This is a genomic window from Pseudarthrobacter sp. 1C304 (assembly GCF_052245515.1).
Classification (GTDB): Bacteria; Actinomycetota; Actinomycetes; order Actinomycetales; family Micrococcaceae; genus Arthrobacter.
This window is the reverse complement of the sequence record NZ_JBQQCH010000005.1, coordinates 216,311-236,718: the sequence shown is the minus strand read 5'-3', so window position 1 is coordinate 236,718 and position 20,408 is coordinate 216,311. Positions and strand designations below refer to the sequence as shown.

General features: G+C 68.4%; 21 protein-coding genes, 6 tRNA genes and 1 riboswitch. Of the genes, 16 read left to right on the top strand and 11 right to left on the bottom strand.

What is annotated here, in order from left to right; all coding sequences use genetic code 11:
• Positions 1 to 176 precede the first annotated feature (176 nt).
• The 3 genes from ybaK to ACTWQD_RS12350 form a co-directional block, all read right to left on the bottom strand.
• Complete coding sequence (gene ybaK, locus ACTWQD_RS12360) at positions 177 to 674, bottom strand: Cys-tRNA(Pro) deacylase (protein WP_443196411.1); 498 nt, start codon at positions 672 to 674, stop codon at positions 177 to 179.
• Between the two features lie 41 nt (positions 675 to 715).
• The gene (locus tag ACTWQD_RS12355; protein ID WP_443196410.1) at positions 716 to 1,174 is read right to left on the bottom strand and encodes a SufE family protein; all 459 of its coding nucleotides are present in this window, start codon (positions 1,172 to 1,174) and stop codon (positions 716 to 718) included.
• Positions 1,175 to 1,258: 84 nt separating this feature from the next.
• A complete protein-coding gene (locus ACTWQD_RS12350) occupies positions 1,259 to 2,176 on the bottom strand; it encodes a sulfurtransferase (RefSeq protein WP_443196409.1) in 918 nt (305 codons plus the stop codon).
• A gap of 231 nt (positions 2,177 to 2,407) precedes the next feature.
• Here ACTWQD_RS12350 and zapE point away from each other — a divergent pair, with 231 nt between their 5' ends.
• Positions 2,408 to 3,445, top strand: a complete 1,038-nt coding sequence (gene zapE, locus ACTWQD_RS12345) for a cell division protein ZapE (protein ID WP_443196408.1) — start codon at positions 2,408 to 2,410, stop codon at positions 3,443 to 3,445.
• Positions 3,446 to 3,587: 142 nt separating this feature from the next.
• Here the strand turns inward: zapE and ACTWQD_RS12340 are convergent, their stop codons facing one another.
• From ACTWQD_RS12340 to ACTWQD_RS12315, 6 genes are all read right to left on the bottom strand, one after another.
• Positions 3,588 to 3,857: an antitoxin gene (locus tag ACTWQD_RS12340; RefSeq protein ID WP_443196407.1), complete on the bottom strand. Its 270-nt coding sequence runs from the start codon at positions 3,855 to 3,857 to the stop codon at positions 3,588 to 3,590.
• 220 nt (positions 3,858 to 4,077) lie between these two features.
• Positions 4,078 to 4,152: transfer RNA gene (locus tag ACTWQD_RS12335), tRNA-Val, on the bottom strand.
• A gap of 38 nt (positions 4,153 to 4,190) precedes the next feature.
• Positions 4,191 to 4,263, bottom strand: a tRNA-Gly gene (locus tag ACTWQD_RS12330).
• A 55-nt stretch (positions 4,264 to 4,318) separates the two neighbouring features.
• Positions 4,319 to 4,393: transfer RNA gene (locus ACTWQD_RS12325), tRNA-Val, on the bottom strand.
• A 39-nt stretch (positions 4,394 to 4,432) separates the two neighbouring features.
• Positions 4,433 to 4,503 (bottom strand) — tRNA-Cys (locus ACTWQD_RS12320).
• Positions 4,504 to 4,548: 45 nt separating this feature from the next.
• Positions 4,549 to 4,621: transfer RNA gene (locus tag ACTWQD_RS12315), tRNA-Gly, on the bottom strand.
• Between the two features lie 394 nt (positions 4,622 to 5,015).
• On the opposite strand from ACTWQD_RS12315, the gene ACTWQD_RS12310 reads away from it, so the two are divergent.
• Together ACTWQD_RS12310 and ACTWQD_RS12305 are read left to right on the top strand one after the other, a co-directional pair.
• A tRNA-Val gene (locus ACTWQD_RS12310) sits at positions 5,016 to 5,090 on the top strand.
• Positions 5,091 to 5,193: 103 nt separating this feature from the next.
• Positions 5,194 to 6,042, top strand: coding sequence for a cytochrome (locus ACTWQD_RS12305; RefSeq protein ID WP_443196406.1), 849 nt, complete (start codon positions 5,194 to 5,196; stop codon positions 6,040 to 6,042).
• A gap of 489 nt (positions 6,043 to 6,531) precedes the next feature.
• On the opposite strand, the gene ACTWQD_RS12300 is transcribed toward ACTWQD_RS12305, so the two are convergent.
• Positions 6,532 to 8,328, bottom strand: a complete 1,797-nt coding sequence (locus tag ACTWQD_RS12300; protein ID WP_443196405.1) for a DUF222 domain-containing protein — start codon at positions 8,326 to 8,328, stop codon at positions 6,532 to 6,534.
• Between the two features lie 395 nt (positions 8,329 to 8,723).
• Between ACTWQD_RS12300 and def the strand changes: the two genes are divergently transcribed.
• The 12 genes from def (at position 8,724) to hisF (ending at position 19,056) form a co-directional block, all read left to right on the top strand.
• Positions 8,724 to 9,320 carry a peptide deformylase gene (gene def, locus ACTWQD_RS12295; RefSeq protein WP_443196404.1) on the top strand — a complete coding sequence of 199 codons (597 nt, stop codon included), beginning with the start codon at positions 8,724 to 8,726 and terminating at the stop codon, positions 9,318 to 9,320.
• A complete protein-coding gene (gene fmt / locus ACTWQD_RS12290; RefSeq protein WP_443196403.1) occupies positions 9,317 to 10,237 on the top strand; it encodes a methionyl-tRNA formyltransferase in 921 nt (306 codons plus the stop codon). The genes def and fmt overlap by 4 nt, the downstream gene beginning before the upstream one ends.
• Positions 10,234 to 11,865, top strand: coding sequence for an RsmB/NOP family class I SAM-dependent RNA methyltransferase (locus ACTWQD_RS12285; protein WP_443196402.1), 1,632 nt, complete (start codon positions 10,234 to 10,236; stop codon positions 11,863 to 11,865). Before fmt ends, ACTWQD_RS12285 begins: the two co-directional genes overlap by 4 nt.
• Before the next feature lie 72 nt (positions 11,866 to 11,937).
• The gene (gene rpe, locus ACTWQD_RS12280) at positions 11,938 to 12,594 is read left to right on the top strand and encodes a ribulose-phosphate 3-epimerase (RefSeq protein WP_443196401.1); all 657 of its coding nucleotides are present in this window, start codon (positions 11,938 to 11,940) and stop codon (positions 12,592 to 12,594) included.
• Positions 12,595 to 12,692: 98 nt separating this feature from the next.
• A riboswitch (FMN riboswitch) is annotated at positions 12,693 to 12,843 on the top strand.
• 251 nt (positions 12,844 to 13,094) lie between these two features.
• Positions 13,095 to 14,210: a bifunctional diaminohydroxyphosphoribosylaminopyrimidine deaminase/5-amino-6-(5-phosphoribosylamino)uracil reductase RibD gene (gene ribD, locus ACTWQD_RS12275; RefSeq protein WP_443196424.1), complete on the top strand. Its 1,116-nt coding sequence runs from the start codon at positions 13,095 to 13,097 to the stop codon at positions 14,208 to 14,210.
• A complete protein-coding gene (locus tag ACTWQD_RS12270) occupies positions 14,210 to 14,863 on the top strand; it encodes a riboflavin synthase (RefSeq protein WP_443196400.1) in 654 nt (217 codons plus the stop codon). Before ribD ends, ACTWQD_RS12270 begins: the two co-directional genes overlap by 1 nt.
• Before the next feature lie 128 nt (positions 14,864 to 14,991).
• Positions 14,992 to 15,594: a 3,4-dihydroxy-2-butanone-4-phosphate synthase gene (gene ribB / locus ACTWQD_RS12265; RefSeq protein WP_443196423.1), complete on the top strand. Its 603-nt coding sequence runs from the start codon at positions 14,992 to 14,994 to the stop codon at positions 15,592 to 15,594.
• Between the two features lie 25 nt (positions 15,595 to 15,619).
• A complete protein-coding gene (gene ribA, locus ACTWQD_RS12260; RefSeq protein WP_443196399.1) occupies positions 15,620 to 16,318 on the top strand; it encodes a GTP cyclohydrolase II in 699 nt (232 codons plus the stop codon).
• Positions 16,319 to 16,411: 93 nt separating this feature from the next.
• Positions 16,412 to 16,897 carry a 6,7-dimethyl-8-ribityllumazine synthase gene (gene ribH, locus ACTWQD_RS12255; RefSeq protein ID WP_443196398.1) on the top strand — a complete coding sequence of 162 codons (486 nt, stop codon included), beginning with the start codon at positions 16,412 to 16,414 and terminating at the stop codon, positions 16,895 to 16,897.
• Positions 16,898 to 17,026: 129 nt separating this feature from the next.
• The gene (locus ACTWQD_RS12250) at positions 17,027 to 17,290 is read left to right on the top strand and encodes a phosphoribosyl-ATP diphosphatase (RefSeq protein ID WP_024367461.1); all 264 of its coding nucleotides are present in this window, start codon (positions 17,027 to 17,029) and stop codon (positions 17,288 to 17,290) included.
• 101 nt (positions 17,291 to 17,391) lie between these two features.
• Positions 17,392 to 18,234: an ATP phosphoribosyltransferase gene (gene hisG / locus ACTWQD_RS12245; RefSeq protein WP_443196397.1), complete on the top strand. Its 843-nt coding sequence runs from the start codon at positions 17,392 to 17,394 to the stop codon at positions 18,232 to 18,234.
• 45 nt (positions 18,235 to 18,279) lie between these two features.
• Positions 18,280 to 19,056, top strand: a complete 777-nt coding sequence (gene hisF, locus ACTWQD_RS12240; protein ID WP_443196396.1) for an imidazole glycerol phosphate synthase subunit HisF — start codon at positions 18,280 to 18,282, stop codon at positions 19,054 to 19,056.
• Between the two features lie 138 nt (positions 19,057 to 19,194).
• On the opposite strand, the gene ACTWQD_RS12235 is transcribed toward hisF, so the two are convergent.
• A complete protein-coding gene (locus tag ACTWQD_RS12235; RefSeq protein ID WP_443196395.1) occupies positions 19,195 to 19,839 on the bottom strand; it encodes a TIGR03085 family metal-binding protein in 645 nt (214 codons plus the stop codon).
• Positions 19,840 to 19,981: 142 nt separating this feature from the next.
• Between ACTWQD_RS12235 and hisI the strand changes: the two genes are divergently transcribed.
• Positions 19,982 to 20,401 (top strand): phosphoribosyl-AMP cyclohydrolase, encoded by a 420-nt coding sequence (gene hisI, locus ACTWQD_RS12230; protein ID WP_443196394.1) that lies wholly within the window; start codon positions 19,982 to 19,984, stop codon positions 20,399 to 20,401.
• Positions 20,402 to 20,408 lie beyond the last annotated feature (7 nt).

Genomic DNA, 20,408 nt, shown 5'->3' with positions numbered 1-20,408 from the left:
GGTCGCTGCGAAACTCAACCGACGGCCACGGCCCACCCTCAACCTCGAAACCCCAGCAAACCGGCTGAACCAGCTGCTAAAAGAGGCGGCATAAACCCCCGCGTTGCTCGGACCAATTGACTTTCCCCCGAGAACATGGCCGCGTGCTGCACACTCGGTGCGCCCGCAAGCCCCGCTCAGGTTCGGCCGGTGCCGATCCGCGCCGTGCGGGCCCCGGTGAGGCGGATGAGTTCAGCGGGGTCGAGTTCGATATCCAGGCCGCGCCGGCCGCCGGAGACCAGGATGCTGTCCAGGCCCAGCGCGCTGCTGTCCAGGACAGTGGGGGAGGGCTGCCGCTGACCCAGCGGTGAGATGCCGCCCAGCACGTAACCCGTGCGCCGCTCCGCCGCGGCCGGGTCCGCCATGGCCGCCTTCTTCCCGCCGAGTGCGGCCGCCATTGCCTTGAGGTCCAGGTTGCCGCTCACCGGTACGACGCCGACGGCGAGCCGGCCGTCGACGTCGACCATCAGTGTCTTGAACACCCGGGCCGGATCGATCCCCAGCACCTCCGCCGCTTCCAGTCCGTAGCTGGCGGCAGCCGGGTCGTGGCTGTAGGGGTGCACCGTGAAGGGAACCCCGGCGGCCGCCAGTGCGGCGGTGGCCGGGGTTCCCTGTGACGCCTGCTTGCGGGCCATGGGGTCCTCCGCTGGTAAGGGTGCCTGCGTGACCGGTCCGGTCAGGACTGCTGCGGGAGGGCGGCGACCTTGCGCTTGATGCGGCCCAGCATCGCCGTCATGCCGCGCATCCGGAGCGGGGTGATGGCCCGGGTGAGGCCCAGCAGCTCCGGCATGTCATCCGGGACGGACAGGATCTCCGCCGGGCTCAGCCCGTCGAGGCCTTCGTGCAGCACCCCGGCGAAGCCGCGCGTGGTGGGCGCCTCGGGCGGGGCCTTGAAGAAGAGCCGCACGCTGTCCGCTGCGCCGCCGTCGGACTTTTCCGTCTCTATGGTCAGGAACAGCGGCGACTGGCACTCCACCACCTGCTCCATCAGCTCGGGGTGGTCCGCCAGGCGCTCCGGCGGGTCCGGGAGCTCGCGCGAGAACTCCAGCAGGAGCTGGAGGCGTTCAGGTTCGGTGACGGCCTGGAAGTCGTCAACAATTTGCGACAGGGCGGTGGGGAGTGCAGAAGTATTCATCAGTTCCAGCTTACGCACGCGCGGCGATTGTGTCCCTCTCGGCGGGGGTGGCCCAGGGCTGCCCGGGCCGCCCTGGCCATGCCGCTAACGGGCGGCCGGGGCCGTGCCGCGTTCGGTGCCCCTGGCGATCGGGACACGGACGGCGTTGCCCCACTCGGTCCAGGAGCCGTCGTAGTTGCGGACCGAGTCGAAGCCCAGCAGGTATTTCAGGGCGAACCACGTGTGGCTGGACCGCTCGCCGATCCGGCAGTAAGCCACCACGTCGTCGCCTTCGGTGAGCCCTGCCTCCCCGAGGTAAAGGGCCTCGAGTTCCGCGCGGCTCCGGTAGGTGCCGTCCTCCGCTGCCGCGCGCGCCCACGGGATGGATGCGGCGGTGGGGATGTGCCCGCCGCGCAGGGCGCCTTCCTCGGGGTAGGCGGGCATGTGGGTGCGCTGGCCGGTGTATTCCTCGGCGGAGCGGACGTCAATGAGCGGCTTGCCGAAGTGGGCCAGCACGTCGTCCTTGAAGGCGCGGATCGGGGCGTCGTTGCGCTCGACGACGGGGTACTCGCCGGGCGTGACCGCGGGCTTGTCCGTCGTCAGGGCCCGGCCTTCGGCGATCCACTTGTCCCGGCCGCCGTCGAGCAGCCGGACGTCCTCGTGGCCGAACAGGGTGAAGACCCAGAGGGCGTACGCTGCCCACCAGTTGGACTTGTCGCCGTAGATGACCACGGTGCTGTCCCGGGAGATGCCCTTGGCGGCGGCGAGCGTCGCGAACGCCGCGCCGTCGACGTAGTCGCGGGTGACCTCGTCGTTCAGGTCCGTGTGCCAGTCGATCTTCACGGCGCCCGGAATGTGGCCGGTCTCGTAGAGCAGCACATCCTCGTCGGACTCCACCACCACGAGCTTGCCGTCCTGGAGCGCCCCGGAGTCGATCGCGGCGGCCAGCCACTCGGTGGAGACCAGCCGCTCGGGGTGGGCGTAGGCGGCGAACTTCTCGTTCTGCTCAACGGGGTAGGGCATTGGAGTGGCCTTTCACTGAAACGGTCAGGAGGCCGGGCCATCAAAAGGAATCGAACGCGGCGCCGGGCTTCGTCCAACACTAGCCACGCCGTGCCGGGATTGCTCCACTGCATTCACACTCGGAAATATGGCCTTCGTCACGTGCGCAGTCCGGTTCCACGCCGCCACGCGGGCAGTGCGTGCATTGCCGGTATTCTTTCTGGGGACAAGAGACCAGCAGAACGGACCACCTTGGTACAGATCGAACAGCTCGCCGCCCGCACCCCGGCAGTTTCAGTGGATGAACTCCTCAACGGTTTCTATCCCTCGCCGCGCTTCGGTGAGGTGTCGTTTTCCAGCTACCGGCCGGATCCTTCCCAGCCCAGCCAGGCTGCCGCCGTCAAGGCGCTGGAGGGTTTTGCTTCCAACGTGGGGGCGCGCGACGGCGACGGCCTCTTCAAGCGTCTTTTCGGCAAGAAGGACGAATCCCGGGCGGGGATCTACCTAGACGGCGGCTTCGGCGTCGGCAAGACCCACCTGCTCGCCTCGCTCTGGCACGCCGCTCCCGGCCCCAAGGCTTTTGGCACCTTCGTCGAGTACACCAACCTGGTGGGGGCGCTGTCCTTCCGCAAAACGGTCGATGCCCTGAGCCACTACAAACTGGTCTGCATCGACGAGTTCGAGCTCGATGATCCGGGCGACACCGTGCTGATGTCCCGGCTGATGCGTGAACTGGCCGACGCCGGCGTCAAGCTTGCGGCCACGTCCAACACCCTGCCCGGTTCCCTGGGCGACGGCCGCTTTGCCGCCGTCGACTTCGCCCGCGAAATCCAGGTGCTGGCGGACCAGTTCGACGTCGTCCGGATCGACGGCGAGGACTTCCGCCACCGCGGCCTGCCCGCCGCGCCGGAGCCGTTGCCCAACGAGCACCTCACGCACCGGATGCAGACTGAGTTCCACGGCAGGACGGTGGCGCGCGATGAGTTCAGCACGCTGATCGACCACCTGGCCGGCGTCCACCCGAGCCGCTACCGCCAGTTGCTTGATGGAATTGAGGGAGTGGTCTGGAAGAACGTCCACACCATTACCGAGCAGGCCGTCGCCCTCCGCTTTGTGGTCCTTGCGGACCGGCTCTACGACAAGGACGTCCCGATCCTTGCCAGCGGCGTGCCGTTCGACCAGCTGTTCACCGAGGAAATGATGACCGGCGGATACATGAAGAAGTACTTCCGCGCCGTCTCCAGGCTCACCGCCCTGGCCCGCGAGGGCCAGAACCACGAACCCTCCTGACGCCCTAACAGCAACGCGGGGTCACTTGCAGCCCATCCTGGTGTTCCGGATGGACCGCAAGTGACCCCGCGTTTCTTCGTTAAACGCCGGAAGTGCCGGTGCCGCCTCTCGGCGGGACCGGCACTTCGCTGACAGATCTGGGTCAGAGGCCTGGCTGGCGGGGTTCCCCGGCAACGGGCGGCTGACCGGCGACGGGAGGCTGCTCTACAACCGGGTCCGAAGCGGGCCGGGTGTTCGCCTTGTCCACGAAGTCGGAAGCGCCGCGCTGCACAGCATCGATCTTGTCGGCGTGCTTTCCGCCGGTCTTTGAATCGACGAAGTCACCCGCCTTTACGATGCCGTCCTTGATGGCTTGTTCGTTGCCACCAATAACTTGCTGAGCCTTGCCCTTTAGATCGTCAAGTAAACCCACGGGCACCTCCCTTCGGTCGCGGAGCCAGATCGCTCCTAGCGGTTTCTACCCTAGCGGGAGGTTGCAGGGGTGCCAAGGGTGTCCGCCCATAGGGTAAAAGATGCCGTCCGTGGGTAATAGGGCATAAGGTCCCCAGGCCGGTGGGTCCGTTAAGTAGGGTCAGTGAGGTGGACCGATGGCCCGGGATACGAATAAAGCAGCTCCGGGGGAGCTGCTCTCTTGGTGGGCGATACTGGGATCGAACCAGTGACCTCTTCCGTGTCAGGGAAGCGCGCTACCGCTGCGCCAATCGCCCGCAACCGGAAGGATCCGGAGTGGAGTTGTAATGAAGAGAGCGGACGACGAGATTCGAACTCGCGACATCCACCTTGGCAAGGTGGTGCTCTACCAGCTGAGCTACGTCCGCATTTAGTCCATGCCGGCTGGGCCGGTGGTACTGCATCAAGCAAGTTGCCTTGCTCTGGTGGGCGATACTGGGATCGAACCAGTGACCTCTTCCGTGTCAGGGAAGCGCGCTACCGCTGCGCCAATCGCCCCTTGCAACCGGTCGAAACCGGAAACCAGGGTTTTCACCGAGGTGGGTACGGGATTCGAACCCGTGTATACGGCTTTGCAGGCCGCTGCCTCGCCTCTCGGCCAACCCACCGTGTAGATAGGATTCCGAAGAACCTTACCGTGACAGTGTCCTGCGAGCGGACGACGAGATTCGAACTCGCGACATCCACCTTGGCAAGGTGGTGCTCTACCAGCTGAGCTACGTCCGCAATATTGTCGGCAATTCCGCGCCGCAATCGGCATTTCCTCGCGTTCCAACGAGTAAGAACTCTATAGGAGGTTCAGGGAACTTACAAATCGGGACGACGACGGCGGGCCCGAGGGCGGCCGCATCCGCGAGTTCTAGGGGTTCTTGCTAATTACAGCCCTGTAATTAGCCTGCGCTTTCCGGACGCCGGAACGTCCTGTTCGCGTCGCTGTGTGGTGTGGGTCTCGCTGGAAGCTGCGGGTTCCGCCGGGCCGACCGGAGATCCTGCGGCCCGGTGACTCCGGTTCCGGGTGGCCGAACCGTGGTGGCTTGTCGCTGTTCAGTACCGGCCGAGGGGTGCGCCGCCGCTCCGATTTCTCTATTCCGTCAGGGTGGGCTAGCATTCAATGGCATTGGGGCGATTGGCGCAGTGGTAGCGCGCTTCGTTCACACCGAAGAGGTCACTGGTTCGAACCCAGTATCGCCCACCAATGAAATGGTCCGTTCCGCTCTCCGAGCGGGGCGGACCATTGTTGTTAGTGCAGCAGGAACGCTGCTTGCCTCACTGTCAGTGCCCCGTGAAAGAGTTTTGCCATGACCGCCCCACTTCTTGCCCACGCCACGGACTACGGCCGGATGTACGCCCGCTCCACCTCGGAGCAGTTCTCCGTGCCGTCCATCACCACCGTGATCGGCCAGCAGCCGCACGGCCTCGACGGCTGGTTTGGATACATGGGTGCGAACAGCCTCGCCCAGGACCCCACCCTGCCCGGCATTCTGGGCAGCCCGGCCAAGGTGCGCCAGGCAGTGAGCCGCGCGGCCAAAGCGGCAGAGTCCTACCGCGACGAGGCAGCACAGCGCGGGGACCGCGTGCACAACTACTGCGAGCAGGTTGCGCTCCGGGCCCTGGGGCGGCCGCATCAGATGAAAGAAACGCGCGAGGCCCTCGCCGCCAACGGCGAGGAGGCCTTCGCGGCCCGCTTCGACGAGTGGTGGGAGCTCTTCCAGGTGGAGCCGCTTGCGCCGGAAATCACCGTCTGGAACAAGACCGTCGGCTACGCTGGGACCCTGGACCTGGTTGCCAGGATCAACGGCCGGACGTGCCTCATCGACTACAAGACCAAGGGCACCAGCCGCGACGGCACCGTCAAACCGCTGGATGACAAAGTGGTCATGCAGCTCGTTGCTGGCATGAAGGCCGAGGAAAGCCTGGTGGACCCCATTGCAGGGGAGTGGGAAGCCTGGAAGCACGGCGATTCCCCGATCCTGCTGGCGGTTGCGATCGGCCAAACGGAAGTTCGTCCGCAGCGCGCCAATCCGGAAGTCCTGAAGCACCACTGGTGGAAGTTCTGCGCCCTGCGGCGCGTCTGGGAAATGTCCGCCGACACCACGGCTGCCGGACCGGCACTGCTCCCGCTGGCACCGCCGCCCCTGGTCCGCTAGCTGCTGACACGGGTGTCCGGCTATAGCACCGCCTAGTTCCTGCCGGCTGGCGGATGGTGCGGGTCCTGGCTGGCCCTGGGGTGGTCCGTTGCCCGTTAGCTGTCTAGGCGGGTCCTCGAGTGGGCTCTCTTGGGTGGTCGTTGCCCGCGGACTGTTGATGCGGTTCTCCGCCGGGCCTCCCCGAGTGATCCGTACCCGCTGGCTGTTGATGCGGACTTTCGGCTAGCCCCGGATTGGCCGTGCCCGCCGGCTGTTGATCCGGTTCTCCGCCGGGCCTCCCCGAGTGATCCGTACCCGCGGGCTGTTGATGCGGACTCTCGGCTAGCCCTGGGTCGGCCGTGCCCGCCGGCGTGGGTTCTCGGCAGGGCCTGCCCTGGTGTACCTTCCCCGCACACGGACGACTCCACGCACTAGTCCCGTGTCTGTCCTTACCCGCCGGGTTTGCCTCAGCAGAGATGAATCAATCTGGACTGGCTGGACGCAGCCTGGTCACGCTGCGGTGTCGTGGTGGTGGGGGTGGAAGTAGTGGTTGCGGCGGGGTTTTTGGTGTGGGTCGATGTGGGGTGGCGGGATGAACCAGGGGATGCCGGTGCGGGTTTGGATGGTCCATTGCTCTTTGTGGATCAGGTGGTGGTGGTGTGAGCAGAGCATGACGCCGTTGTCGGTGCCGGTGGTGCCGCCGCGGGACCAGTAGGTGATGTGGTGGGCCTCGCACCAGGTGGCGGGGATGGTACAGGCGGGGAAGGCGCAGCCCTGGTCGCGGGCGGTGAGGGCTTTGCGGATGTGGGGCGGGAAGATCCGTGAGGTGCGGCCGATGTCGAGGATCCGGCCGTTTCCGCCGAGCAGGACCGGGATGACGTCCGCGTCGCAGGCAATTTTCCGGGCGGTGGAGGCGGTCACGGGCCCGGTGAACAGCATGGTCCCCGTGTTCCTTGTGTTCCCCGTATTACTCATGTCTTGGCTGTTGAGGCGGGCGAGGAGGTCTTGGTAGTCGATGGTGACCATGACCTGGGGGCGGAGCCCTCCGGTGGCGGGCAGCCCGCCGGCGGCCAGCGCGACTTTGCAGGCGCCGACGAGGCCATCGAGTAGTCGTTGCGGACGGGTGCGGAGATCGAGCGGAACGCCCGGACCGGCGGCATTGCCGCCGTCGGACCCCTCCCCGGAACCGGTGCTGGTGCGGGGGTTGGTGCCGGTGTTCATCACGGTGAGGAGCTGTTCGGCCTGTTCGGCGGTCGCGAAGATCTCCAGGTGGTGCAGGCCGTGGCGGGGTTTGCGGATGAAAGCGCCTTGGAGCTGGCGCAGGAGTTCCTCGGACGGCTCGGCCCCGTCCTGGTCGAGCGCGTCAACCCACTTCCGGGCCATCCGGGCCAGGAAGTCCTGGTCGTTCTCGGCCGCGACACGGGTCAGGGCGTGCTCCATCCGGTCCACGGCCTCCTCATCACAGACGTGCCGGACCCGGTCCAAGGCCAGAGTGATGATGGTCGCGGACCGGGAACCGACCTCACCGGACGCGACAGCGGCACCGAGTTCTCCGCGCACCGCAGGCAATACTTCACCCGTGAAGCCTTGCCGCGGCAGCAGCTCCCCGGCCAGGGCCAGCCGGCGGCGGGCCTCCGGGGCGCTGATCCGCAACCGCGCCCGCAGAAACTCCGTGGTGTTCCGGTACCCGTCATCCACCACCGCAGCAGCAGCCCCAGCATTCACGGACACCGCAGCCCCAGCAACGGTCCCCGCATCAGACCCGGCCTGCGCGGCCACAGCACCGGAATCCTCCACCGCAGCCGGGGTCCCGAGACTCGAATCATCACGCCAGCCGGCAGCATCGCCGGAAGGGGCGGCCTGCGCGGCCCCGGCATCGGCAACACCACCCGGCATGCCGTAACTCGAATCATTCCGCCAGCCGACCGCAACACCGGAAACAACACCCGCCGTCGCGGGCGTCGTCCCGTTGCTCGAATCATCGCGCCAGCCGGTGGTCCACGATGTATTGGCCTTCGCTGCAGCGGCCGCGGCCTGCTTCCTGGTCCGGTCCACGGCCCCGGCCACGGCGATCTGCAGATGCTCGATGTGCCGCGACGCCTCCTCCACCCGGCCGGCGACATCCGACGCCTCCTGAAACCCCCACAACGCGGCGTCCCCGGCCGCCCGCGACCCCGCATCCCGCAGGAGCGCCAGGGCCGCGTCCACAGCCTCCGCGACGGTCAAGCCGCCCGCACCGGAGTCCCCGGCCGGAACGTTGCCGGTGCCTGAGTCTTCAACGGTGATGAAATCCTGGGAGGCTTTCATGAAACCATCCCACCAGAGACCGCCGACATTATGCGCGGCCCCGCGAACCATCCCGAGGCTCCCACCCCAGCGACTCCGACGGCCACACCGCCTGCACCGGAGTTCCCGGCCGAAACCTTGTCCCGGCCCGGGCCCTCAACGGTGATGAAATCCCTGACGGCTTTCATGGACTCAAATTACCAAGGGGGTACGACAAAATAGCCCGGACCACTTCCGGCAGGAATACGGACCCAGTGTCACCCCCGGCGGCCGCCCGGGCCACGCCCAGAACCACCGCCATCCACGGGCACTCGCCCACCCCGGCCCGGGCGCTTTCGCGAAGGCCGTGGGGACATGTCCCGGACTGCAACTAAACTGGACAGGTTCCCTCCGCCCACCGTTAGGACTGACTGCACATGGCCATTTTGAATATCCGCATCATCGGGGATCCTGTGCTGCGCACAGTTGCCGATCCCGTGACGGAATTCGGGCCTGAGCTGGCGAAGCTTGTTGCCGACATGACCGAAACCATGGAGGACGTGGACGGGGCCGGCCTGGCGGCACCCCAGGTCGGCATTAGCCAGCGGGTCTTCACCTACCGCATCGACGGCGTCGACGGGCACATCATCAACCCCGTGCTGGACAACAGCGACGACTTCCAGCCGGACGTGGTCGAAGGCTGCCTGTCCATCCCCGGGCTCGGGTTCCCGGTCCGTCGTCGCCGGCACACCCGCGTCACCGGCGTGGACCTGCACGGCAACCCCGTCACGCTCGAGGGCGAAGGGATGCTGGCCCGGGTTTTCCAGCATGAAACCGACCACCTCGACGGGATCCTCTTCACCGACCGGCTGGAAGGTGAGGACCGCAAAGCTGCCCTGCGCGCCATCCGGAACGCCAACTACGATTCCATCACCGAACAGACGACGGCGAAACGCGCCAAGACGGTCGGCTCCAGCTTTGGCGCCGGCACCGCCGGCTCGGGTAGCTTCGGCTCTTTCGGCCAGACCCCGTGAGGGTCCTCTTCGCCGGCACTCCCGCCGTGGCGGTGCCGTCCCTGAACGCGCTGGTCGCCGCAGGGTTCGACGTCGTTGCCGTCCTGACCCGCCCGGACGCGCCGCTGGGACGCAAACGCGTGCTGACGCCGTCGCCGGTTGCCGCCCGGGCCGCGGAACTGGGCATCGAGATCATCCATGCCGCCAAGGTCGACGCCGACGTGACCGCCAGGATCGCAGCAGCGGCCCCGGACGTCGCCGCCATCGTGGCCTATGGCGGGCTCATTCCCCGCGCCGCCCTGGACGTCCCACGGCACGGCTGGATCAACCTGCACTTCTCGCTGCTGCCGGCCTGGCGCGGCGCCGCCCCCGTGCAGCGGTCGCTGATCGCCGGCGACGACGTCACCGGCGCCGTCACCTTCCTGCTGGAGGAAGGGCTGGACACCGGACCGGTTTTCGGCACCCTGACTGAAGCCGTCCTCCCCGACGACACCGCTGGGGCGCTGCTCGAACGGCTGTCCCACAGCGGCGCTGTGCTGCTCACCCAGACGCTGTCCGCCGTCGACGCCGGCAAGGCCGCCGCCGTGCCGCAGACCGGGGATGTCAGCCTCGCCCCCAAGCTCACCCTCGAGGACGGCAGGCTGGACTGGAACCAGCCGGCCCTGGCGATCGGACGGCGCGCCCGCGGGGTCACGCCGGAACCCGGCGCCTGGACCACCCTCGACGGCCAGCGGGTCAAGCTGGAACCGGTTCTCCTGCGGCCCGGCGGCCCGGCCCTGGAACCGGGCCGGCTGGCCCTCGACGGCAAGAGCGTGCTGGTGGGAACCGGTTCGCACCCCGTGGAACTGACCCGGATCCAGCCGTCGGGCAAGAAGATGATGGCCGCCGCTGACTGGGCGCGCGGACAAGCAACACTGGAAAGCGTGGTATTCGAATGAGCGAGTCCGGGACGAGCGGCAGCGGCCACCAGCGGCGCGGTTCAGGCGGCCAAAGCGGCCAGGGCCAAGGCGGCCAGGGCCAAGGCGGCCAGGGGAGCCGGGGCCGGGCCGGCGGAGACCAGAGCGGCAGCCGCCGTAACGCCCAGGGCCGCGAACGCAACCGCGGTCCGCAGCGCAGCTTCACCGATAACGCGCCGTCCCAGCGCACCCGCCGGGCCGATCCCGCCCGCCTGGTGGCCTTTGAAGTGCTGCGTGCCGTCGCCGCCGAGGACGCCTACGCCAACCTGGTGCTGCCCGCCCGGATCCGGCACCACGGCCTGGACAAGCGCGACGCCGGTTTCGCCACGGAGCTGAGCTACGGCGCTCTGCGCGGCCAGGGAACGTACGACGCCGTCCTGGCCCGCTGCGTGGACCGGCCGCTGGACCAGCTGGACCCGGCTGTCCTGGACGCCCTCAGGATCGGCGCCCACCAGCTGCTGGCCATGCGTGTGCCCGCCCACGCCGCGCTGGACCAAACTGTTGGCCTGGCCCGGGCCGTGATTGGCGCCGGACCGTCGGCCCTCATCAACGCCGTGCTGCGCAAGGTGTCCGCCCATACCCTTGAGGAGTGGCTGGAGCTCCTGCTCAGCGACGAGACGGACGACACCACAAAGGCCGCCATCCGCTACGCCCACCCTGAATGGATTGTCCGGGCACTCCGGCAGTCCCTCGTGGCCCACGGGCGGCCCGTCAGCGAAATCAATGACCTCCTCGAGGCGGACAACGCCGCGCCGGTGGTCAACCTTGTGGCCCTGCCCGGGCTGGGGAACCTGGACGAGGTCCTCGAAGGGGGCGCCACGCCCGGCGAACTCGTTGAAGGCTCGGCCCTTTCCAGCGGCGGGGACCTCGGCCGGATCGCCTCCGTCCGGGAGGGCACCACCCGCGTCCAGGACGTCGGCTCCCAGCTCGTCGCCCGCGCCATGGCCGCCGTCGACCTCGGCCGCAGTATTGGCGACGCCGGAGACGGCACCGCCGCAGCCGGGCAACCCGCTGAACGCTGGCTGGACATGTGCGCCGGACCCGGCGGCAAGGCGGCGCTGCTCGGCGCCCTGGCCCGCGAGCAAGGCGCCACCCTGCTGGCCAACGAACCGGCGCCGCACCGCGCCAAACTCGTCCGCCAGGCCCTGGCCGCGGTTCCCCACGAGGTGTGGCACGTGCGGACCGGCGATGGCCGCAGCGTCGGGACCGAAATGCCGGAGAGCTTCGACCGGGTGCTGGTGGACGCGCCGTGCACCGGCCTGGGAGCCCTGCGCCGCCGGCCGGAGTCGCGCTGGCGCCGGACCCCGAAGGACCTGACGGACCTCGGCCCGCTGCAGCGCGAACTGCTCAAGTCAGCGCTGGAAGCCGTGAAGCCCGGCGGCGTCGTGGCCTACGTGACCTGCTCGCCGCACCCGGCGGAGACAACCGCCGTCGTCAGCGATGTGCTGCGCAAACGCGACGATCTGGAACTGCTCGACGCCGGCGCTGTGCTGGACAGTGTCAGCCTCACCGGCCACCTCGACGCCGGACACGAGCTGACCGCCCAGCTCTGGCCGCATGTGCACCGGACCGACGCCATGTTCCTCGCGCTCATCCACAAAAAGGCCTGACCAACAAGGAATACTGGGGCACTGGACCTGCGCCTTCAACCGGACATTCAGCAGAACGACAAGGAATTTCACATGGCCAAGTGCTGTATCAACCCGAGCATCCTCTCCGCCGACTTCGCCAACCTCGAAGCGGAGCTGCAAAAAATCAGCACGGCCGACGCCGTTCACGTGGACGTGATGGACAACCACTTCGTGCCCAACCTCTCGCTGGGGCTGCCCGTGGTGGCCCGGCTGCAGGAGATCAGCCCGGTGCCCTTGGATGCCCACCTGATGATCGAGCACGCGGACCGCTGGGCGCCGGCCTACGCCGACGCGGGGCTCGCTTCTGTGACGTTCCACGCCGAAGCGTCCATCGCGCCGATCAAACTGGCCCGCGAGCTCCGGGCCCGCGGGGCCAAAGCGGGCCTGGCCCTCCGTCCGGGCAGCGGGGTGGAGCCGTTCCTGGACCTGCTCGGCGAGATCGACATGCTGCTGATCATGACGGTGGAGCCCGGCTTTGGCGGCCAGGAATTCCTGGACCTTACGCTGCCCAAGATCCGCCGGGCCCGCGCGGCGATTGACGCCTCGGGCCTGGACGTGGCGCTGCAGGTGGACGGCGGCATCACCGCGGACACCATCTGGCGCGCTGCGGACGCCGGCGCCAACGTCTTCGTGGCCGGTTCCGCCGTCTACGGTGCCGACGATCCGGCCGATGCCATCGAGCGGCTTCGCACCGCCGGCCAGCGCTAGGAAGCCGCTGCGAAGCCTGCCACATGACGCGTTGCGTAACATCCCGGCCCCGGGAATAGCCAAAGCTGTCCGGGGGTTGTGCCAGAATAGCAAGACACATACGTGCTCCGGGGTCGGTGTAAGTCCGAACCGGCGGTGATAGTCCGCGACCCGCGAGCCGGCGCTTCCCTCGGGAGGAATGCCGGCGGACGGTTGAACCGGTGGAACTCCGGTACCGACAGTTAAAGTCTGGATGAGAGAAGCACGTACAGCTGTTACTGCGGCGCCCTCTGGCGCCGCGGAAGTTCGCTGTCGTATACCCCCGGAGCCATCGCGGCTTTGAGGGAAGGAACGACACACCACATGCACTCTCTGCGATGGCTCTTCACCACACCCGTCTGCGAAGGACCGGTGGCAGGTTGATGAGCCTCAAACACCCAGTCGTGCCGGACGGCGCTATTGCCGCCGGCGCTGTTGCCGCCGGCGCTGTTGCCGCCGGCGCTCCTGCCGACGTCGGGGCTATGGCGGTCGCCGGTTTCAGCGCAGACGAAGCTTCGGCCATGGACGCCGCCCTCGCGGCGGCCGGGCAGGGGCCCCGCGGCGCGAACCCGCTGGTCGGCGCCGTCGTCATCACTGCCGATGGCAGTCACCTGGTCACCGGTTACCACCGCGGGGCCGGAACCGCCCACGCGGAAGCGGACGCAATTGACCAGGCCAAAGCGGCCGGCCACGACCTCCGCGGCACCACCATGGTGGTGACCCTGGAGCCCTGCAACCACTGCGGACGCACGGGCCCCTGCGCCCAGGCCATCATCGAGGCCGGGATCACCGACGTCGTCTACGCCATCGACGATCCGCACGATCCCGCCGCCGGCGGAGCCGCCACCCTGCGCGCCGCGGGCGTCCGGGTCCGCTCCGGGCTCGGCGCCGAGGCCGCGCTGGAACTGAACCGGCGCTGGTTCGACGCCGTTGCCGCCCGCCGCCCGTTCGTCACCCTGCACATCGCCCAGACCCTCGACAGCCGCATCGCCGCCGACGACGGCACCAGCCAGTGGATCTCCAGCCCGGAATCCCTTGCCGACAACCACGCCCTGCGCGGGCGGATCGACGCGATCCTCGTCGGCACCCAGACTGTGCTGGTCGACAACCCGCGCCTCACCGCCCGCGGCGCCGACGGCGCACCGGCCGGCAAGCAGCCGCTGCGCGTGGTGATGGGCTACCGGGCGATTCCCGAGGGAGCCGCGATCAACGGCGACGACGGCAAGGTCCTCCACCTGCCCACCCGCGACCCGCGGGAAGCGCTGGATCAGCTTTTCGCCGCGGGCGTCCGGCACCTCATGGTGGAGGGCGGCTCGCGGATCCTCAGTGCCTTCCTCGCCGCAGGACTCGTGGACGAACTGATCGTCTATCTCGCCCCGACCCTCCTCGGTTCCGGAACCCCGGCACTGGAGGACCTCGGCATCACCACCCTCGCCGACGCGCAACGCTGGGAGTGGGACGCCGCGTCCGGCGGGGCGGTCCAGGTGCTGGGCCGCGACCTGCGGCTGCACCTGCACCCCTCCACATCACCCACCACTACTTCATCCGCTCCACCACCGCTCCGCCCCAGCGCGGACAACGCCGCAGGAGGCAACTGATGTTCACCGGAATCATCGCCGAACAGGGGAAGGTGTTGTCCGTTGACCGCAACGGCAACACCAGTGCCACCGTCCGGCTCCACGCGCCAGGCAGCACCGACGGGCTGGCCCATGGCGGCTCCATCGCCGTCAACGGCGTCTGCCTCACCGCGACGGACATCGACGGCAGGGACTTCAGCGTCGACGTCATGGGCGAGACCCTGACCCGCAGCACCATCGGCGAACTCGCCGCCGGGGACCCCGTCAACCTTGAACGTTGTGTTCCGGCCGGCGGCCGGCTTGACGGCCACGTCGTCCAGGGCCACGTCGACGGCGTCGGCGAGCTTCTCGAGCGGGAGCCGCTGGGCAACTGGGACCGGCTCCGCTTCGGCGTTCCCTCCGGTCTGGCCCGCTACATCGCGGAGAAGGGCTCCATCGCCGTCGACGGCGTTTCACTCACCGTCACGGCCGTGAGCGCAGCCGCAGCGCCGGCGCCCTGGTTCGAAGTTGGCCTGATCCCCACCACCCTCGCCGAGACCGGCCTGGGCGCGAAAGCAATCGGCGGCCGCGTAAACCTCGAAGTGGACGTCCTGGCGAAGTACACTGAGCGCCTGCTCGCCTTTTCCGCGGCGGCAGGGGAAGCAGCAGCACGCGTGGACGGGGGAACGCCGTGAACAACGTCAAGGACATCGCTGCCCGGCAGCCCCTTCTCACTGAAGCCGCCGACGCCGCCCTGCCGGCGGAGCTTGCACCCGTCGTCCCGCCGGAGGGCCTCGACCGGATCGAAGACGCCGTCCGCGCCATGGCGGCCGGCCGTCCCGTCCTGGTGGTGGACAATGAGGACCGCGAAAACGAAGGCGACATCATTTTCGCCGCGCAGCACGCCACCCCGGCCCTCATGGGCTGGACTATCCGGTACAGCTCCGGGGTGATCTGCGTACCGCTCGACGGCGGACGAGCGGACGCCCTCGCCCTGCCGCAGATGGTGGAACTCAACGAGGACGCCAAGGGCACCGCCTACACGGTGTCCTGTGACGCCGCCGTCGGCGTCAGCACCGGAATCTCCGCCACGGACCGGGCCCTGACTGCCCGGATCCTGGCCGATCCGGGCAGCGAACCCGCGGCGCTCACCCGCCCCGGGCATGTTTTTCCGCTCCGCGCCGTTAAGGGGGGAGTGCGGGAACGTCCCGGCCACACCGAAGCGGCCGTGGAGTTGTGCCGGCTGGCCGGCCTCGAACCCGTGGGTGTGATTGCGGAAGTGGTGTACGACAACGGAGAGATGATGCGGCTGGACGGGCTTCGAGGCTTTGCCCTGGAGCACGGCTGCCCGCTGATCTCGATTGCGGATCTGGTGGACTACCTGGAAACAGGGGAGTCCGCCGGCACTGCAGCAGAACCCGCGTGATGGAGCGCGTGATGGAGGAGAAACGATGACGACGTCTGAAGCACAGGAGCACCTGCCGGCTGCCGGCCAGCCGCATCCGGTCAGCGCGGGACCGGTGGTGCAGTTGCCCACCGCCTTTGGCGACTTCGTGGCACAGGCCTGGACGGACCTGGCTACCGGGGCCGAGCACCTGGCAGTCAGCTCCCCGCTGCCGCCGGTGGACGGGGCCGCGCCGCTGGTCCGCCTGCATTCCGAGTGCCTCACCGGGGACGTGTTCGGCTCGTACCGCTGCGACTGCGGCGAACAGCTGGCCTACGCCCTGGAGATGATCAACGAGTTCGGCGGCACGCTGCTGTACCTGCGCGGCCAGGAGGGCCGGGGGATCGGCCTGGCGAACAAGATGAAGGCCTACGCCCTTCAGGAAGCCGGCTTTGACACCGTGGAGGCCAACGAACAGCTGGGCCTGCCCGTCGACGCGCGCTGCTACAAGGCTGCGGCCCAGATCCTCGCGGACATGGGGCTTCACGAGGTCCGCCTGCTGAGCAACAACCCGGACAAGCAGGACCGGCTGGCCCAGGCCGGCGTCCGGGTCGTGGAGATGGTGCCCACCGAGGTGCCGTCCCGCGAACAGAACCTCCGCTACCTGCAGACCAAGAAGGACCGGATGGACCACCGGCTGGTCCTGGACATGGAACCGGCCTCCCCGGCCGCCGGTCCGCGCGGGTTCGAGCACGAACAGGACTGAACGACCCGCGGCCGGCCCGGACGGCCGCGCCGGCATTCCCCGTACGACTAACAGCACACGCAGCACACCCCTGTGCAGAACAAGGATCCCCACATGAGCGGCCATGGCGCACCACAGATTGACCTCAGCACCTTCAACCCGGAGGCAACCTCCCAGCTGAAACTGGCCATCGTGGCCGCCAGCTGGCACACCCAGATCATGGACGGGCTCCTGGACGGCGCCCTGCGCGCGGCGAAGGATGCCGGTATCAGCGAACCCACCGTGCTCCGTGTCCCCGGCACGTTCGAACTCCCCGTGGCGGCGGCCCGGCTGGCACCGCACTTCGACGCCGTCGTGGCGCTCGGCGTCGTGATCCGCGGCGGAACCCCGCACTTTGAATACGTCTGCGAGGCGGCCACCCTGGGCCTCACCGACGTCTCGGTGCGCACCGGCGTTCCCGTCGGCTTCGGTGTGCTGACGTGCGACACGGAGCAGCAGGGCATCGACCGGGCCGGGCTGCCGGGTTCCAAGGAGGACAAGGGGCACGAGGCCGTCACGGCCGCCCTCGCCACTGCGGTGACCCTCAAGCAGTACAGCTGAGCCGGCGTGGACGGCCGGGCCCCGCAATGGGCCCGGCCGTCCCCACAAGCTGTGTCATCACTCACATCTCAGCCGTCATGCGGGCCCCCGGAAGGCGCCCGCCGCCGTCGAGCAAGTAGGCTGGAGGGTGTGAAGAATTTCGAATCGCTGTTCGCAGAACTGAGTGAGAAGGCAGCCGTCCGTCCGGAGGGCTCCCGCACCGTTGCCGAACTGGATTCCGGAGTCCACGGCATCGGCAAGAAAGTCGTGGAGGAAGCAGCCGAAGTCTGGATGGCTGCCGAGTACGAATCCGATGAAGCGGCCGCTGAGGAGATCTCCCAGCTGCTTTACCACCTGCAGGTTCTGATGCTCGCCAAAGGACTCAGCCTGGAAGACGTCTACAAGCATCTCTAGCCACGCCCGCGCCGGATTCCCAGGCCCTGCCCTGCGGATCCGGTGACCAGCGTGGCCCGCTGTGCCTGCACCGAACCCTTCCTGACCAGAAAGACCTTCCCATGCTGAGAGTTGCCGTCCCGAACAAGGGATCCCTGTCCGAAGCCGCCTCCGCCATGCTCGCCGAAGCCGGCTACCGCCAGCGCCGCGATACCCGCGAGCTGGTCATGGTGGACCCGGACAACGACATTGAATTCTTCTTCCTCCGCCCCCGCGACATCGCCGTCTATGTTGGCCAGGGCACGCTCGACGTCGGCATCACCGGCCGCGACCTGCTCCTCGATGCCGAGGTGGAAGCCGAAGAGCTGCTGCCCTTGGGCTTCGCCGCCTCCACCTTCCGCTTCGCCGGCCCCGTGGGCGACTTCGCCACGGTGGAACAGCTCGAAGGCAAGCGCCTCGCCACCAGCTATGACGGGCTGCTCCGCGGCTACCTCGCCGAGCGCGGCATCAAGGCCAAGGTGGTCCGCCTCGACGGCGCCGTGGAATCCTCCGTGCGCCTCGGCGTCGCGGACGCCATCGCCGACGTCGTCGAGACCGGCAACACGCTCAAGGCCGCCGGCATGGAGATCTTCGGCCAGCCCATCCTGCACTCCGAAGCCGTGCTGATCGGACGCAAGGGCGAGCAGAACCCGGCCGCCGAGGTCCTGATCCGCCGCCTGCAGGGCGTCCTCGTGGCGCGGCAGTACGTCATGATGGACTACGACATCCGCAAGGAACTCGTGGAAGCAGCCGCTGCCCTCACTCCCGGCCTGGAATCGCCCACGGTCTCCCCGTTGCGCGACTCGGACTGGGTTGCCGTCCGCTCCATGGTGCCGAAGCGGCAGACCAACCGGATCATGGACGAACTCTACGACCTCGGCGCCCGCGCCATCCTGGTCAGCACCATCCACGCCTGCCGCATCTGAGCCGGCCCGCACCAACCTTCCGCCAAGCGAATACCAGGAGAAGTCATGGCTGTAGCCGTCCGCGTTATCCCGTGCCTGGACGTTGATGCCGGCCGCGTGGTCAAGGGCATCAACTTCGAAGGACTCCGCGACGCCGGGGACCCCGTCGAGCTGGCGCACCGCTATGACAACGGCGGCGCCGACGAACTGACCTTCCTCGACGTCACGGCCTCCTCGGGCAACCGGGAGACCACGTTCGACGTCGTCCGGCGCACCGCCGAGGAAGTCTTCATCCCGCTGACGGTGGGCGGCGGCGTCCGCGGCGTCTCCGAGGTGGACCGGCTGCTGCGCTGCGGCGCGGACAAGGCGGCGATCAACACCGCCGCCGTGGCCCGGCCCGACGTGATCGACGAGATCACCCGGCACTTCGGGTCCCAGGTCCTGGTGCTGTCCCTTGACGCGCGCCGCACCCGTCCGGGGTCGCAGCCCACCCCGTCCGGCTTTGAGGTCACCACCCACGGCGGCCGCCAGGGCACCGGAATCGACGCCATCGCCTGGGCGCAGGAAGCGGCCGACCGTGGCGTGGGCGAAATCCTGCTCAACTCGATTGACGCCGACGGCACCAAGGACGGCTTCGACCTGGAACTGATCCGGCTGGCCCGGGCCGGCGTCAAGGTTCCGCTCATTGCTTCCGGCGGGGCCGGCAAGCCGGAGCACTTCCCGCCCGCCGTGGCGGCCGGGGCGGACGCGGTGCTCGCCGCGTCGGTGTTCCACTTCGGCCCCCTGGACGCGATCGCCCAGGTCAAAGCCGCCATCCGCGAAGCCGGCTTCGACGTCCGCTGAGCCCCCTGCCGCACCACCCGCACCAACGCTTAAAGGCAACGCGGGGTCACTTAGCGTCCGTCCCGAGGGGATTTATGGGCGCTAAGTGACCCCGCGTTGCTGTGTTCTGGAAAGCTGGTGTCTTGGGAAGCGGAGGTGTCAGAGGCCGACTTCGGCGGACTGCAGGAGCGCGACGGCGTCCGGCTGGCCCTCGAAGGTCACCAGCGCGTGGCGCGTGCGGCCGTGCGCGTGCATCAGGAGTTCGCCGGGCTCGCCGACGATGGCCACGGAGACGGGCGCGCGCTTGGCGACGTGCCGGGGTCCGGAGGGGCGCACCAGCACAATCCCGAGGTCCACGCCGCGGTAGAGGATGGCTGCGCGTTTCACCAGTTCGTCCCAGAGCGCGTCGGAGTACTCCTCGTCGAGGGCGCGGGGAGCCCAGCGGTCCACGGCCCTGCGGACATCCTCGGTGTGGACGAAGTACTCGATCAGGTTGGCGCTCTCGTCCAGTGCCTTGATCCGCATGGGGGAGAACGTGGACGGGCCCGCTCGGAAGGAGTAGACCAGCTTGTTGTAGTCCTCGGGCATCTTTAGCGTGGCGGCCAGCTCGGCCGTGGCCTGGTCCGAAGCCTTGGAAAGACGCTTGATCAAGAGCCCCAGGCCAACGGCAGCTTTCCGCTCGCGGAGGTACAGGTGGGCAGCAAGATCCCGGGTCTGCCAGCCCTTGCAGAGCGTGGGGGAGTCAGGACCGGCCGCCAGTAAGGTTTCGGCCAGAACTTCTCGGGACGGATCGACGAAATGCATCACTTGTGAAACTAGCACGAGACGGCGCGACGTGTGCACCTGAACCGCCGTCGTCCCCGCTCCACCGGCTGATTGCGCCGATGTTAAGCCCGGGCCGGGCCAACGGGGCGGCGCCACGACACGAGGCACTAGACTTGAGGGGATGTCTGAGCAGCCCGCCCCCGCCCCCCGCCGCACCAGTGCAAATACCCCGGCCCCGCCGTCCGGCCCGCTGCCCGAAGGCCTCGCCGCCGCCCTCAAGCGTGACAGCGCCGGCCTGGTCGCCGCGATCGTGCAGCAGTACGACACCAACGAGGTCCTCATGCTGGGCTGGATGGACGACGAAGCCCTGCACCGCACCATGACCACCGGACGGGTGACCTTCTACTCGCGCTCCCGCCAGGAGTACTGGCGCAAAGGCGACACCTCCGGCCACGTGCAGTGGGTCAAGTCGCTCGCCATGGACTGCGACGGCGATGCACTCCTGGTCCGCGTGGACCAGATCGGAGCGGCCTGCCACACCGGCACCCGGACCTGCTTCGACGGCCGCGGACTCGACGTCGTCACCGGCAACGCCGGCTGACCCGGCG

Bases quoted from the DNA above. Each gene is read 5' to 3' on its own strand.
- ybaK (WP_443196411.1), bottom strand. From the start codon at position 674: ATGGCCCGCAAGCAGGCGTCACAGGGAACCCCGGCCACCGCCGCACTG.
- ACTWQD_RS12355 (WP_443196410.1), bottom strand. From the start codon at position 1,174: ATGAATACTTCTGCACTCCCCACCGCCCTGTCGCAAATTGTTGACGAC.
- ACTWQD_RS12350 (WP_443196409.1), bottom strand. From the start codon at position 2,176: ATGCCCTACCCCGTTGAGCAGAACGAGAAGTTCGCCGCCTACGCCCAC.
- ACTWQD_RS12305 (WP_443196406.1), top strand. From the start codon at position 5,194: ATGACCGCCCCACTTCTTGCCCACGCCACGGACTACGGCCGGATGTAC.
- ACTWQD_RS12300 (WP_443196405.1), bottom strand. From the start codon at position 8,328: ATGAAAGCCTCCCAGGATTTCATCACCGTTGAAGACTCAGGCACCGGC.
- def (WP_443196404.1), top strand. From the start codon at position 8,724: ATGGCCATTTTGAATATCCGCATCATCGGGGATCCTGTGCTGCGCACA.
- ACTWQD_RS12285 (WP_443196402.1), top strand. From the start codon at position 10,234: ATGAGCGAGTCCGGGACGAGCGGCAGCGGCCACCAGCGGCGCGGTTCA.
- rpe (WP_443196401.1), top strand. From the start codon at position 11,938: ATGGCCAAGTGCTGTATCAACCCGAGCATCCTCTCCGCCGACTTCGCC.
- ribD (WP_443196424.1), top strand. From the start codon at position 13,095: ATGGCGGTCGCCGGTTTCAGCGCAGACGAAGCTTCGGCCATGGACGCC.
- ACTWQD_RS12270 (WP_443196400.1), top strand. From the start codon at position 14,210: ATGTTCACCGGAATCATCGCCGAACAGGGGAAGGTGTTGTCCGTTGAC.
- ribB (WP_443196423.1), top strand. From the start codon at position 14,992: ATGGCGGCCGGCCGTCCCGTCCTGGTGGTGGACAATGAGGACCGCGAA.
- ribA (WP_443196399.1), top strand. From the start codon at position 15,620: ATGACGACGTCTGAAGCACAGGAGCACCTGCCGGCTGCCGGCCAGCCG.
- ribH (WP_443196398.1), top strand. From the start codon at position 16,412: ATGAGCGGCCATGGCGCACCACAGATTGACCTCAGCACCTTCAACCCG.
- hisG (WP_443196397.1), top strand. From the start codon at position 17,392: ATGCTGAGAGTTGCCGTCCCGAACAAGGGATCCCTGTCCGAAGCCGCC.
- hisF (WP_443196396.1), top strand. From the start codon at position 18,280: ATGGCTGTAGCCGTCCGCGTTATCCCGTGCCTGGACGTTGATGCCGGC.
- ACTWQD_RS12235 (WP_443196395.1), bottom strand. From the start codon at position 19,839: ATGCATTTCGTCGATCCGTCCCGAGAAGTTCTGGCCGAAACCTTACTG.
- hisI (WP_443196394.1), top strand. From the start codon at position 19,982: ATGTCTGAGCAGCCCGCCCCCGCCCCCCGCCGCACCAGTGCAAATACC.